The sequence below is a fragment of the Sodalis sp. RH14 genome (assembly GCF_047324285.1).
Lineage (GTDB): Bacteria > Pseudomonadota > Gammaproteobacteria > Enterobacterales > Enterobacteriaceae > Acerihabitans.
The window spans coordinates 3,438,742-3,451,447 of sequence record NZ_CP178739.1 but is presented as its reverse complement, the minus strand read 5'-3'; the positions used below and the strand labels follow the sequence as shown (position 1 = coordinate 3,451,447).

Below are 12,706 nucleotides of genomic sequence, written 5' to 3'. Positions count from 1 at the left end.
TTGGGGCTATCGGTCCGACACCCGGTTTGTGTTTTTTTATGCCCATGAGTGTTATGAGGAATGCCGATGGATCCCTCCCACATCATTTTTGCCCTGCTGGGCTGGTTGGAAAATAACTTGGATCAGCCATTAATCATGGATCGGATTGCGAGTAAATCAGGTTATTCAAAATGGCATTTACAACGTATGTTTTCCAGAATAACCGGTACGACGCTGGGTTCATATACCCGGGCGCGCAGATTGTCCCGGGCAGCGGTGGCGTTATGCGTCACCGATTTACCCATTATTGATATTGCCATCAGATATCATTTTGACTCCCGGCAGAGCTTCACCCGGGCGTTTAAAAAACAGTTTGGCCAAACGCCCGCCTTTTACCGCGATACGACGGAGTGGCCGTCGTTTGGCATTTGTCCTCCGATACGACCAGGCGCCGCGACTATGCCGCCGCTCACCTATGTCACCTTACAGGATGTGCAGTTATACGGCGTCACCAGCAGCTATACCGGGTCGCTTGGGCGGGATAGCACTTTTTTTCGCGCCGATTTGCATACGGATTTTTGGTTTCACTATTTGGAGCAAGCGCGGATCTTACCGTCCGTCTTGTTTGGTCTAAATCATGTACTGCCGAATAAAAGCCCTGAAATGGGACAGGAAGTCATATTCCGTTACACCACTGCGCTTCAGCCAAAGTATGCCCCCATAGGTCAACCGGTAATACTGGCGGGCGGTGAATACGCGCTATTTACCTATAACGGAGATACGGGCGGCCTGCAGAATTTTATTTTGATGCTGTATGACACTTATTTGCCAAAGCTGAAATTAACGCGCCGTCAGGGGCCGGATATAGAGTGCTTTTATCCGCAAGGCAAAGAGGAGATAGCAACGCTGCATCAATCGAATTGCCAATACCTGATACCGGTATACCGCTGAAGACATCGTTGTCCTTGCCTGGCGGTATCCCAATGCGCTGTGCGGGTGATATTTGTATCCGGGGGCGTCCGGCCGGGTAACGAAGGCAGGGGTGCGAAGCACGATCTCGATCGTTACTGATAGGGCCTTTACCACGCTGTCGCGCCAGGCCGATACGGCGAAGGCGTCCAACTATCTGATGAATCACTGGCAGGTGTTGTGTTACTACGCCGGCGATGGCTGGGCGGAGATCGATAACAATATCGCCGCAAACGCGCTGCGGGTAGTGAGCCCGGGCCGCAAAAATTGCCTGTTCTTCGGTTCGGACCGCGGCGGTGAACGGGCGTTGCACAAGCTAAACGGGGTGGAACCGGAAGCGTATCTGCGTCATGTGCTGGCAGTTATCGCGGAACATCCCATCAACAAGATCAAAGATCTCCTGCCGTGGCACCTCGACATCCCTGCTGAGTAAGGGGCAATACGGCGCTAGGCGGTCGCTTACTATGATGCCGCGGCAATTTTTTTATAGTGGCAAAAAAAAATGGCACGACAGAGAATTTTTTTTCAAGCTGTCATCAGTGCCCTCCATACAAAAGAAAGTGGCACAACAAACAATAGCGCTGGTAAAAAATTCACCACGGAAAAAATTTTAATCTGTGCGATGCGAAGTCCCACGGCAATCATAATTATACCACCGCAGGCCGAGAAATCGGCGAAAGCCGCCTTATCCATATATGGCATAATCCACACCGCTAGTCCAAATAAAGCGCTCTGGATTAACAGCTGGGGTATGGCCACCATCACTAAGGTAATCCCAAGTGACATCGAAAAAATCATCGCGGTAAAAAAGTCCATAATCGATTTAACCAGCAGCAGCTGATAATTACCTTCGAATCCTTCGGTCAATGCGCCGACTATGCCTAGTCCACTGGCACAAAACAGGACAATCATAGCGGTAAAACTTTGGGCGAATTCTTTTGCTGGCATAGTGCTACGGGTTTTGATGACTCGGGATAGCCAGTACTGAAGCTTTCCTGCCCCCCATTTAACGCCATGCTCCAGGGAAAACAATTCACCTAATGTGGTTCCAAGGATCAATGCGAAAATTACCGCCGGCATATTCTGTACTTTTATCACCATCACAATACCGATCGATATCGATGCCAGCGCAAAAGTTGCGGGTAATCCTTCACGTAGCCGCTCTGGTACATGTTTGGCGAATGAAATGCCTAGCAGTCCCCCAGAGATAATTGCCGCACTATTAAGCCATGGTCCTAACATGATATCCTCATGATTATCCTATATAGATTTATTATCTTGTTTTTCGTCGTTTTCAGGCATAGGAATTAAGGTAAACCAGACTACCCCTTCCCATCGTGCACTGGCTGAGCGTCAGCGGTCTACATACAGCTGAAGTCACGCACATAAAAAGCTGGAAAAATCGCCAGGAAGAAGAACTGGCCGCGTGAATCGCCAATTTTATCTGCGCCGGGGGTCAATTCCCAGCGCCTAGGATAATATTAATGTGCCAATCCAATTTGCTGCATAAACGAGGCGTTGTCCCAGAACAAATACTCTTCATCCATCACGCCGCTTTTAGTCCAATGGCCAAGGGTGGCCATCGTCAGCTTAAATGGCTTGCCTGTGGGTGCCGCCATTTTGCCGTTTCCCAAAGGCATCGGTTTGGTGAAGGTTCCCTCCATCATGCCGATGACCCCGGTCCATTCGCCCGAACCAAAGCGCACCGGATGCACATTGATATGCGTATCCGGCGCAAAAACGAATGTTTGCTTTAATTCAACAATATGGGCCGCCAATCCTTTGGTCGTATGGCCGTCAGGATAATGCACCAGGATATCCTGGGCATGGCTTTCATGCAGGCGATCCCATTTCTGATGGGTATATACGTCGAAATCGAGAGTATCAAACGTTTTAAGATTGTTATTAACGTTTTTTTCAGCGCTCTGATATTTCGACAGTTCCTGCATCAACGGTGGTATGGCGTCATTCGCGCTTTTGGCTTTATCAGCGGCAAATGCGGAGGAAACAGCCAGCCCAAGCGCCAGTGCGGCAGTCACGACATGAGATGATAATTGCATGATAATACTCTTCTTATTAGATAGCGTGTCTGGACGCCGGTTATTTGTTGATAAGCCAGGTCGGCGCAATGGTGGTGCCAAGTCCGGCGCCATAGCCAAAGTAGATATTCAACCCGCCCAGCGGCTCAAGATAACGGGCATTTTTTAATCCGCCGGCATCAATCGCGCTAAAGCCCAGCGAGTGAACCACCGTGGATACCGTTTCTTTTGCCGATGCATCGTCAGCGGCGATAAACACCGGCACCGTGCTGCCCGCCAACTCGGGACCGGCGGCCAGTACCTGGGCAAATATCGTGTTGAAGGCTTTCACCAGACGGACGCCGGGGAAGGCGTTGGCGATTTCCTCGGCCGCGGACGTGACGTGTCCAAGGGTGAGCGACATATAATCGGCGCTCAACGGGTTGGTGATATCAATAATCACCTTGCCGTCCAGATTGCCAAGGGCGCGCAGCGCGTTCACCGCGTCACCGTAGGCGGTGGCGAGAATAATCACGTCCGCCCCGGCGGCCTTGGCGGGTTCCGTGGTTTTGGCTCCGAATTGCTTAGCCAGCGCTTCGGACTTGCCGGCGTCGCGCCCGACGATGTACACCAGATGTCCGGCTTTGGTCAGTTGTTTGACGAAACCTGCGGCCATATTGCCTGCGCCGATAACGGTTATTTTCATAGCAATTTCCTTTTGGTATAGGGGGTGATGGCGATGACTGAACAAGCGAATTGATACAATAAGCGTTTTTAATGGTGGGAAAAATGGCGCTATGAGAATATGACTATTACGTAAAACGTAATAATAAGAGAAATGAAGTGGATATCGTCAAAGCTATGCAGGTCTTTGCCACAGTGGTAGAGGAAGGCGGTTTTTCCAGGGCGGCGGATAAACTGGCGACATCGGGAGCGGCGGTGTCACGCCAGATTGCGGCATTGGAGAATCATCTCGGCGCGCTCTTGCTGCAGCGCACCACGCGGCGGCTATCGCTAACCGAACCAGGCGAGGCGCTCTATGAGCGTGCCCAACAGATACTTGCCAGTATCGCCGAAACCGAGGCTGTGGTGGGGCAATACGCGCTGCGGCTGTCCGGATCGTTTCGCATCAGTGCGCCGCTGTCGTTCGGTATCCATCAATTAGCGCCGGTATTGCCTGAGTTTCATCGGCGGCATCCGGACTTGCAGTTTGATATCGATCTCTCTGATCGGGTGGTTGATTTGGTACATGAAGGGTTTGATCTCGCCATCCGCATTACCCGAGCCCCGAGCCCCAATTTGATTGCCCGCAAGATAGCGCGCATCAATATGATCGTTTGCGCCGCGCCAGGTTACCTGGCCGAGCGCGGCGTACCCATGACTCCCGCCGATCTCGCCGGCCACGATACGCTGGGCTATTCTTATCTCAGCTCAAGTGATAACTGGGAGTTTTATGATGCGGCGGGAACAGCAATCCAGGTACGTATCCAGCCTACGGTGCATGCCACCAATGGCGATCTGCTGCGTCACCTGGCGTTGGCCGACGGGGGCATTATGGCGCAGCCGGATTTTATCGTAAGTGAGGATATCGCCAGCGGGAAGTTACAGCGGATCCTGACTGAATGGAGTTTTGGGGAATTCAATCTGTATGTGGTTTATGTCAGCCGCCGGTTCCTACCGGCAAAAATGCGGGTTTTCATTGATTATCTGGTGGAAGTCTGGGGCGAATTCCCGCATCGGTAAGCCTTATCTATTCCTGATTCCTAGGATCGACTGGCACTCTGTTTGCACCGTGCTCAGCGCCAACTTCAGGGCGGGAGAATGGGATAGAATGACTTTGCCATTGGCCATAGCATAGAGAGGCTTAGGCCTATCGATCGTGGGCACGACCCTGACCAGTTGATCAGAGGCAATCCTGTCAAGGAAATAGACTTCCCTGCCGCGCAGCGTTGATATATCAATCGTTTCATAAGTCGCGGCAAACAGGGTTTCGAAAGGATGACGAATCTTGGCTGCAATATGGCAGTAGCTCATCTTAGCCAGTTCGTTCAAACCCCAGCCCAGCCTGACACCGGCTCCCCGGCATCGACCAGATTCCGCTCTCATGGGTATTTTCCGCGTGAGTTAGGGTATTCCCTATCGTTTAACCTGGCTGGCGGGGCGGGGAAGTCATGGCCGTTGTCCAGCATCTCGGGCAGGCCCAGAATAAAACGCTGCCCGCGTGCGCACAGCGTTTGCGGGAGTTAACAGGCATGCTTGCCGTCCTGCTCACCCGTTGCCATCGGGGAATATGCATCCGCCATTGCGAACCTGTGCCTTCACCTCTTCGCTTACTTGCACGGGATGCTGACTGATTCTCGCAATGAACTCCTTTTGTCCCCGCACATACGACTTCGCATCGTGCTGCGCGCTCCACAGGACAATGCTCAGCATGATGGGAATGAGGTCCAGGCCTTTCTCGGTCAGCGTATAGAAGTCCTTGCGCCCGTCATCGGGGCTGGGCGCCCGCGAGAGAATGCCTTGCGCCTCAAGAAAGGCAAGGCGGGAAGCAAGGACATTGGTCGCGATCCCCTCTTCCGATTTCAGGAACTCGCCGTAGGTCTTCTTACCGGCAAAAACGATGTCGCGAATGATCAAGAGCGACCACCGGTCGCCGAAGACCTCCACGCCGTAGTTTACCGCGCAGTGGGACCTGATTTCTTTATCTGTTGTTTTCATGGTGAAATATTAACATTGCTTGCATATCGCAAGCAAATGTTATGATTACTTTCTTTTTACAAGCAACAATACTTGCTTATTGCAAGTGATATGGCTACCATGGTTTGTATGTTGAACGCGGTCACCGGATCGCCGCCGGCAAGCCATGAATGATTAGCCTTCTATCACTAAGGAAACTGCACATGAGCACTATCAGCATCATCGGCTCAGGCGGCATGGCCGCAGCGATCGGTGGCCTGGCCGCCAAGGCCGGACACACCGTCGAGGTGATGAGCCGCGACGCCGCCAAGGCGCGGGCGCTGGCCGGGCAGATTGGCGCCGGCGCGATCATAGGCACGTTCGGCGCCGCCCCGGCCGGGGATATTGTCATCCTGGCGGTTCCGTACTCCGCCGTTCTGGACGTCGTGAAGCAATACGGTGACAAGCTGGCAGGCAAGCTCCTGGTCGACATCACCAACCCCGTCGCCGCCGACCTCACGAGCTTTGTGACACCTGGCGACAGCTTCGGCGCGCGGGAGATCATGAAGGCCGCGCCTTCGGACGCCGTTGTCGTCAAGGCATTCAACACCCTGTTTTCCCACGTCCTGGCCGCCGGCTCCTTCCAGGGGCGCTCGCTAGACGTCTTCATCGCGGGCGACGACGCGCGGGCGAAGGGGCATATCGCGGTATTCATTGAAAGCCTCGGGCTGCGCCCGATGGATATCGGACTGCTGCCCATGGCGCGGACGCTGGAACACGTCTGCCTGCTGTCGCTGGGCCTGCTCGCCCACGCCATCAAGCACACCCACTTTTCAATCGGGGTCAGCCTTCCCGGCTGAGCTCACCCGTAGCGCTATTTTTTCATCTCACTTACAAGGAACAGCACCATGCGCGTTTTAGTTACTGGAGGAACCGGCCATATCGGTTCGTACATCATCCCTGAACTGATCGCGGCCGGACACGACGTTACCGGCCTGGCCCGCTCGGATAAAGCCGCAGAGGCGGTGGCCGCACTTGGCGCCAAGGTGCGGCGCGGAGATATTTCCGACCTTGAGGGACTCAAGGCGGCGGCGGCGGACGCCGACGGCGTCATTCACGTCGCCCACAGGCAAGACCTGCTTCCCTCCGGCGGGATCGACGCCGTGGCCGCCGCGGAACGCCAGATCATGCTCGCGTACGGGGAGGCGCTGGCGGGAAGCGGCAAGCCGCTGGTCGTGTCGGGGAGCATCGGCGCGCCCGGCTGGGAAAAACTGGGCCGGCCAGCCACCGAGGAGGACCCGTCACTTCCCGGCGGCGATGCGTACAAGGGGACCCTGCGGGTGCGTAACGTCGTCGATCTAGCCGTCATCGGCCTCGCCGAGCGGGGCGTGCGGTCGTCGATCGTGCGGATCCCGACCATCGCGCACAGCACGACCGACGTCGCCTTCCTGCCATTGTTGATCGGGCTGGCGAAGGAGAAGGGCGTCATCGGTTATCCGGGAGAAGGCGCGAACCTGTGGCCGGCCGTACACGCCCGTGACCTCGCCATCTTGTTCCGCCTGGCGCTGGAGAAGGGTGAGGCGGGCAAATATTGGCATGGGGTCGAGAGTGAGGGCATCCCGTTCCGCGCCATCGCCGAGGCCATTGGCAGCCGCCTGAACGTGCCGGCCGTGAGCATTCCCGCGGACGTGCTGATGTTGCCGGGCTACTTTGGCTTCCTGGCAAATCTGGTCACGCTCGATCTCCCGGCATCAAGCCTTATCACCCGGCAGGCTCTGGGCTGGGAACCCACTCAGCCCGACCTGTTCGCCGATATGGATAACGGCCACTATTTCCCGACCGCCTGACGCGCGCTGTATTACCGGGGCGATGTCCCGGTAATACATGACGAGCAACCTGTTAACTGACGAGGAAACAATATGAGCACTCCCATCAGCACTATCAGCATCATCGGCGCCGGCGGCATGGCCACGGCAATCGCGGGCCGTACCATCAAGGCTGGGCACACCGTCGAGGTGATCGGCCGCGACCCGTCCAAGGCGCAGGCGTTTGCCGATAAGCTTGGCGCTGGCGCGACCACCGGGACGTACGGCGCCGCACCCAAGGGCGACATCGTCATCCTCGCCGTGCCATACGGCAGTGCGGCGTCGGTGGTGGCCGATTTCGGGGCGGCGCTGGGCGGCAAGGTGATCATCGACATCACCAACCCTATCGCACCCGACCTCTCGGGCCTCGTGTCCCCCAACGGCAGTTCCGGCGCGCAGGAGACGGCCAAAGGCCTCCCCGCCGGTGCGCATGTCGTGAAAGCGTTCAACACTCTCTTCGGCCCTGTGCTTGCCAAGGGGGGGCGGCTCGACGCGTTCATCGCAGGCGACGATGGGCAAGCCAAGGCCCGCGTTGCGACTTTCCTCGGGAGTCTCGGCCTGCGGCCTTTGGACATTGGTGCCCTGCACATGGCCCAGACGCTCGAATCGCTTGGCCTCTTGATGATCGGCCTGGCAAAAAACGGCGCCGGCACGTTCGATATTGCCATGCACGTCGATATCGGATTGGCGCGATGAGCACACAAGGGAACGTGCAGATCGTGAAGGCACTCTTTGCAGCGCTGGGCCGCGGCGATCTGCAAGGTGTGCTGGCGTTGACGGCCGACGATGTCGAGTGGGTCATTCCGGGCGAGTGGCCGCTGGCCGGTACGCATCGCGGGCATGCGGGGTTGGCTGATTTTTTTCACAAGGCCGCTGACAGGGTGGAAACGTCCATTTCTGCGCCCCTCGAATTTATCGCGCAGGCCGACCGCGTCCTGATCGTGGGTTTGAGCACGGGAAAAATAAAGGCCACGAACAAGGCGTTCGTGGACCATTTTGTCTTCGCCATGACGCTGCAAGATGGCAAGGTGACGCACATCCGGGAGTATATCGACACGCTGGCACTGGCACGGGCAGCCGGAATGGCGGCTGCAAACCTTGGCTGACCCGGGCCTAACGGCCAGCGCGGTCGCCGCGCAGGCCTTCAGGTTATGGTACGCCGCTGGCGGAACTGCCATAGCAGGACATCTTCATTGTCTTCATGCAGGGCAATGGCGGGCAGCGCCGCCAACTCCCTGGGATGCCCAGGTAAGCCGCGGCGAGCGATAAAACCAGGCGCGGCGCAGACTATGCGCCAATTGGGCGCAATCAATGTAGTGACTTATAAGGTTTGAAGATCGCAGCTCGCCGATATGGATAACCAAATCAAAACGGTCGCTTCAGGCCACCAGCGGCTGGTCGGGGAGGGTCATCCTGATTTCAACATCCGGAAAGCGTTGCCGGAACGCGGCGACAACCGACGCGGCGTAACGCCGGCCAAAATCAAACTGGAAAAAGCGCTGCGGGAAGCCACGCTGCTCACTAACTGGGCCGACGGCACGATACTTGCGAAACGACCGTGCTCAACTATGCCCGCCACCTGCTCTTGCCTGCGAACCGGGACTATCTCCTGGATTTTTGCGACGCGCTGTATCTCTTTATTCGCGTCGGCTTGGTCAACAGCCTCACCCAGGCGATTTTCAAACTGACGGCGCCGGACGTACCGGATATCTACCAGGGCAGCGATGCGCTGGATTTCAGCCTCGCCGATCCCGACAACTGGCGCGAGCTGTATTTCGCCGCCAGCGGGCAAGGCGAGGCATTGTCAGTGCCGCTTGTTAAACCTGTAAACCAATATTAGGGCTATGATAAGGAGCAACATCGGCGGGGTAAGCGTCGTTAACTGAACACCAACAAGGATTATCGCCGTGCCGAAGAACCTACTACCACCGCCAAAAATTTCCTTCCGTTGTCACGATGTAGCGTTTTAGATATAGGGGCGAGCTTGCTGTAATCAGCTAAAGCTAGGGTTGAGTGGGGTGAATGGTCGTCCCCACCGTACAATCTATGTGACGTGATGGATACTCCGCCCTCCTGCAAGTATCCTTCAGTACATTCCAGCCAGCTTGGGAGTTATGGCAGGCGGTTCCCTAATGATCAGCGCAATCATCCACCCAGGGCCAATGAGTGAAATTGAAGCGAACGCCTGCTTATGTTTCGTACGGTGCTCAAGCGTTAAATCCGCCATCCACGGTCAACACCGAGCCAGTAACATAGTTCGCTGCGGAACTGGCCAAAAATGCCACTGCGTGGCCGATGTCGGCGGGAATACCGTAGCGACCGAGCGCAATGAATGGCAGGTTGAGTCCGGCCAGGTCGCCGTTGGCAGGATTGAGGTCGGTGTCGATTGGCCCCGGTTGCACCAGGTTGACCGTAATTCCCAGCGGACCGACTTCCCGGGCCAGGCCCTGGGTGAACGCCAGCAGTGCGGACTTGGTGAGGGCGTACACCGTCAGCCCGCCAAACGGCACGCGCTGCGAGACGTTCGAGCCGATGGTGACGATTCGCCCACCTTGCTTCAGGTAGGGAAGCGCAGCCTGCGCAGCCAGTACGGCTGCGCGCACGTTCACATTCAGCATGGCATCGATGTCGGCGAGGCCAAGGTTCACGAACGCACTGACGCGCGCTATGCCGGCATTGTTCACCAAAATATCTAGCCCGCCGAGCATAGCTGCGGCCTCGTCGACCGAGCGCTTCACCGCGGCGGCGTCGGCGCTGTCGGCCTGGATGGCAAATGCGCGCCGACCTTTCTGCTCGATTGCCTTGACCACCGCAGCCGCGCGCTCGGTCGAGCGTTCGTAGGTAATCACCACGTCAGCGCCTTGGTCGGCCAGTGCCAGCGCGATGCCTGCGCCGATGCCCCGTGCCGCGCCCGTGACGAGCGCCAGTTTTCCAGTCAGTTTAGTCATTGTTTGTTCCTTGAATAGGTTGGTTGGGCGGCTTATGCCCGAACGATCAGCTTCTTGCCACTATGGGTACCGTCGAATAGTTTGAGCAGCGTTGCGGGAAGCTGGTCGAAACCGTCGACGAACTCTTCGCGGTATGTGATTTTTCCGCCCACCACGAGGGGTGTCATCTCGGCCAGGAACTCCGGGAAGGTGTCCATGACGTAGGGCGTGGCAAACGCCTTGATGTCGATGAACCGGTAGTGGATAAGCGTAATCAAGCGCGGCAGGTAATTCGTTCCTTGCGGCAGGTCGGTGTCGCTGTAGTCTGCGATCGTGCCGCAGATAACCATTTTCGCGTGCGGGTTGAAGTGCTCCATCAACACGGGGAAGTTCGGGCCACCGACGTTTTCAAAAAACGAGTCGATGCCATCGGGCAGGGCGCGCGCCACTTGTTCTTTGAAGTCGGTAGCCTTGTAATCTATGGCCGCGTCGATGCCCAGTTCATTCTTTAGGAATGCAATTTTGTCAGCGCCGCCCGCTACTCCAATGATGCGATGCCCACGCAGCATCATCAGTTGCGCCGCCGTCGAGCCGACCGCCCCGGCCGCCCCGGTGACGACAAAGGTGCCGCCCGGCTTGAATGTGCTCACTTTGGTGGTGCCGTACCAGGCGGTAAATCCCGTCAGGCCGAGGGGGCCGAGCGCAGTCGACAGCGGCGCGGCAGCGGCATTGAGTTTGCGCAGGTCCGCGCCGTCCGACACGGCATACTGCTGCCAGCCAGACCAAGATTGGATATGGTCACCGACCGCGAATGCCGGGTTGTTGCTTTCCTCGACGATGCCGACCGTTGGCCCGCCCATCGGGTCGCCAATTGCGATACTCGGCCACTCGGACGAGCCATTACCCATAAGGTTGCGCTGGTAGGGGTCGATAGAAAAGAGGGTATTGCGGAACAGGACTTCGCCATCCTTCAGCGCGGGCACCGGTGTTTCCACGAATGTGAAGTCGCTCAGTTTCGCCATGCCTATCGGTCGGGCTGCTAGGATAATTTGACGGTTCAGGGTAGTTTTCATTATTGCTTTCTCTTAAGGCTACGAAACGGCTGCACCGAGAGCTGGCACAATTAAATAACGATCAGTATCGTAATGAACGTTACTTTATCGGCCGGCCGGTGTCAACCAGTTGACCCAGCCCGTCAATTAATTTAATATCGATCGTTATGAAAAAAGGGGTCGAGGAGAAAATATGGGCCGTCACCGCGAGTTTGATGTCGACAAGGCGCTCGACGCCGTGCTTGACGTCTTCTGGCTTAAAGGCTACGAAGGTGCGTCATACACCGACCTGACGCAGGCGACCGGCGTCGAACGCCCCGGCTTGTATTCGGCGTTCGGCAACAAGGAGGCCATGTTCCGCCTGGCGCTCGAGCGTTACTACGCGCAGTATCTGTCTTATTTCCCAGAGGCGCTGGAGCAGCCCACATCACGCGCGGTCATCGAACGCATCCTGTTTGGAGCGGCTGAGCTGCATACGCGGTTTGCTGACCGCAGGGGGTGCATGGGCGTGCTCGGCGCCATGGTCGGGCCGGATAGCATCGCACCCATTCAAAAGACGCTGGTCGATGCACGGTCGGTGGGCAAGGCGGCACTTGTCCGACGTCTGGAGCGCGCCAGGGAGCAGGGAGACTTACCGGGGGACGCAAACTGTACCGCGCTGGCCGCATTTGTCATGACGATACTCTCGGGGATGGCAGTCCAGGCCAGGAGCGGCTACGATCGTGCGACTCTTGAGGCGGTAGCAGAACAAGCGCTCTCCACATGGCCAGGCGGCGCCTGACGAGATGCTTCGCACGGTGCCGACTTCGCCGCCGACGAAGCTGTGGGATCATCGTTTTCATACTGCCGGTGGCTGTCAACTTCGTTGACAGCCACCGGCAGCCTGGATTAACTAAAAGGTACAGGCCATGAGAATCGGAAACTTTGAAGGGTTTAGCGGATGGTTTTGAGCTGCGGATGTTTGTGTCGTTAAGAGACATTTGGGGGTCACTCCGTCATCGAACCAACTTGACCCCAAATCTGACCACCAAATTCTCCCGATGCGGAGGGAAAAACAAAAATGCATCGGGAAGGTTTTTCACGCTAACTTTTTGAATCTAGTTCAGATAAGGATTCGCGGAGCGGCATGAAAACAAGAATTTGGCTCCTCTGACTGGACTCGAACCAGTGACATACGGATTAACAGTCCGCCGTTCTACCGACTGAACTACAGAGGAATT

General features: G+C 56.6%; 15 protein-coding genes, 1 tRNA gene and 1 pseudogene. 9 read left to right on the top strand and 8 right to left on the bottom strand.

The genetic code is table 11. The annotated features are described in order from the left end of the window. Positions 1-66: 66 nt before the first annotated feature. Both ACL2XQ_RS15745 and ACL2XQ_RS15740 read left to right on the top strand, forming a co-directional pair. A complete protein-coding gene (locus ACL2XQ_RS15745) occupies positions 67-930 on the top strand; it encodes a helix-turn-helix domain-containing protein (RefSeq protein ID WP_413739407.1) in 864 nt (287 codons plus the stop codon). 52 nt (positions 931-982) lie between these two features. Next, complete coding sequence (locus ACL2XQ_RS15740; RefSeq protein ID WP_413739406.1) at positions 983-1,381, top strand: IS66 family transposase; 399 nt, start codon at positions 983-985, stop codon at positions 1,379-1,381. Between the two features lie 92 nt (positions 1,382-1,473). On the opposite strand, the gene ACL2XQ_RS15735 is transcribed toward ACL2XQ_RS15740, so the two are convergent. From ACL2XQ_RS15735 to ACL2XQ_RS15725, 3 genes are all read right to left on the bottom strand, one after another. Continuing rightward, entirely contained in the window at positions 1,474-2,190 is a 717-nt protein-coding gene (locus ACL2XQ_RS15735) for a DUF554 domain-containing protein (protein ID WP_410014598.1), read from the bottom strand. 239 nt (positions 2,191-2,429) lie between these two features. After that, a complete protein-coding gene (locus ACL2XQ_RS15730) occupies positions 2,430-3,008 on the bottom strand; it encodes an ester cyclase (protein ID WP_410014599.1) in 579 nt (192 codons plus the stop codon). A gap of 40 nt (positions 3,009-3,048) precedes the next feature. After that, a complete protein-coding gene (locus tag ACL2XQ_RS15725) occupies positions 3,049-3,672 on the bottom strand; it encodes an NADPH-dependent F420 reductase (RefSeq protein WP_413723117.1) in 624 nt (207 codons plus the stop codon). 137 nt (positions 3,673-3,809) lie between these two features. Here ACL2XQ_RS15725 and ACL2XQ_RS15720 point away from each other — a divergent pair, with 137 nt between their 5' ends. Then, on the top strand, positions 3,810-4,709 hold the full coding sequence (locus tag ACL2XQ_RS15720; RefSeq protein ID WP_413723116.1) for a LysR family transcriptional regulator: 900 nt from the start codon (positions 3,810-3,812) through the stop codon (positions 4,707-4,709). A 3-nt stretch (positions 4,710-4,712) separates the two neighbouring features. On the opposite strand, the gene ACL2XQ_RS15715 is transcribed toward ACL2XQ_RS15720, so the two are convergent. Both ACL2XQ_RS15715 and ACL2XQ_RS15710 read right to left on the bottom strand, forming a co-directional pair. Next, entirely contained in the window at positions 4,713-5,072 is a 360-nt protein-coding gene (locus ACL2XQ_RS15715; protein WP_413739405.1) for a hypothetical protein, read from the bottom strand. Between the two features lie 162 nt (positions 5,073-5,234). Further along, entirely contained in the window at positions 5,235-5,684 is a 450-nt protein-coding gene (locus tag ACL2XQ_RS15710; protein WP_410014603.1) for a winged helix-turn-helix transcriptional regulator, read from the bottom strand. Positions 5,685-5,866: 182 nt separating this feature from the next. On the opposite strand from ACL2XQ_RS15710, the gene ACL2XQ_RS15705 reads away from it, so the two are divergent. From ACL2XQ_RS15705 to ACL2XQ_RS15685, 5 genes and pseudogenes are all read left to right on the top strand, one after another. Beyond that, positions 5,867-6,502 carry an NADPH-dependent F420 reductase gene (locus tag ACL2XQ_RS15705; RefSeq protein ID WP_410014604.1) on the top strand — a complete coding sequence of 212 codons (636 nt, stop codon included), beginning with the start codon at positions 5,867-5,869 and terminating at the stop codon, positions 6,500-6,502. A 48-nt stretch (positions 6,503-6,550) separates the two neighbouring features. Beyond that, entirely contained in the window at positions 6,551-7,489 is a 939-nt protein-coding gene (locus tag ACL2XQ_RS15700) for an SDR family oxidoreductase (RefSeq protein WP_410014605.1), read from the top strand. A 72-nt stretch (positions 7,490-7,561) separates the two neighbouring features. Next, positions 7,562-8,203, top strand: a complete 642-nt coding sequence (locus tag ACL2XQ_RS15695; RefSeq protein WP_410014606.1) for an NADPH-dependent F420 reductase — start codon at positions 7,562-7,564, stop codon at positions 8,201-8,203. Further along, positions 8,200-8,613, top strand: coding sequence for a nuclear transport factor 2 family protein (locus ACL2XQ_RS15690; RefSeq protein WP_410014607.1), 414 nt, complete (start codon positions 8,200-8,202; stop codon positions 8,611-8,613). The genes ACL2XQ_RS15695 and ACL2XQ_RS15690 overlap by 4 nt, the downstream gene beginning before the upstream one ends. A 381-nt stretch (positions 8,614-8,994) precedes the next feature. Beyond that, positions 8,995-9,290, top strand: a pseudogene (locus tag ACL2XQ_RS15685) (malto-oligosyltrehalose synthase); the annotation flags it as partial. Positions 9,291-9,714: 424 nt separating this feature from the next. Here the strand turns inward: ACL2XQ_RS15685 and ACL2XQ_RS15680 are convergent. After that, positions 9,715-10,455, bottom strand: a complete 741-nt coding sequence (locus ACL2XQ_RS15680) for an SDR family oxidoreductase (protein ID WP_410014621.1) — start codon at positions 10,453-10,455, stop codon at positions 9,715-9,717. A 32-nt stretch (positions 10,456-10,487) separates the two neighbouring features. Beyond that, entirely contained in the window at positions 10,488-11,507 is a 1,020-nt protein-coding gene (locus tag ACL2XQ_RS15675) for an NADP-dependent oxidoreductase (protein ID WP_413739404.1), read from the bottom strand. Positions 11,508-11,679: 172 nt separating this feature from the next. Here ACL2XQ_RS15675 and ACL2XQ_RS15670 point away from each other — a divergent pair, with 172 nt between their 5' ends. Beyond that, positions 11,680-12,267, top strand: coding sequence for a TetR/AcrR family transcriptional regulator (locus tag ACL2XQ_RS15670; protein ID WP_413739403.1), 588 nt, complete (start codon positions 11,680-11,682; stop codon positions 12,265-12,267). A gap of 360 nt (positions 12,268-12,627) precedes the next feature. Here ACL2XQ_RS15670 and ACL2XQ_RS15665 read toward each other — a convergent pair. After that, a tRNA-Asn gene (locus tag ACL2XQ_RS15665) sits at positions 12,628-12,703 on the bottom strand. Positions 12,704-12,706: the final 3 nt, after the last annotated feature.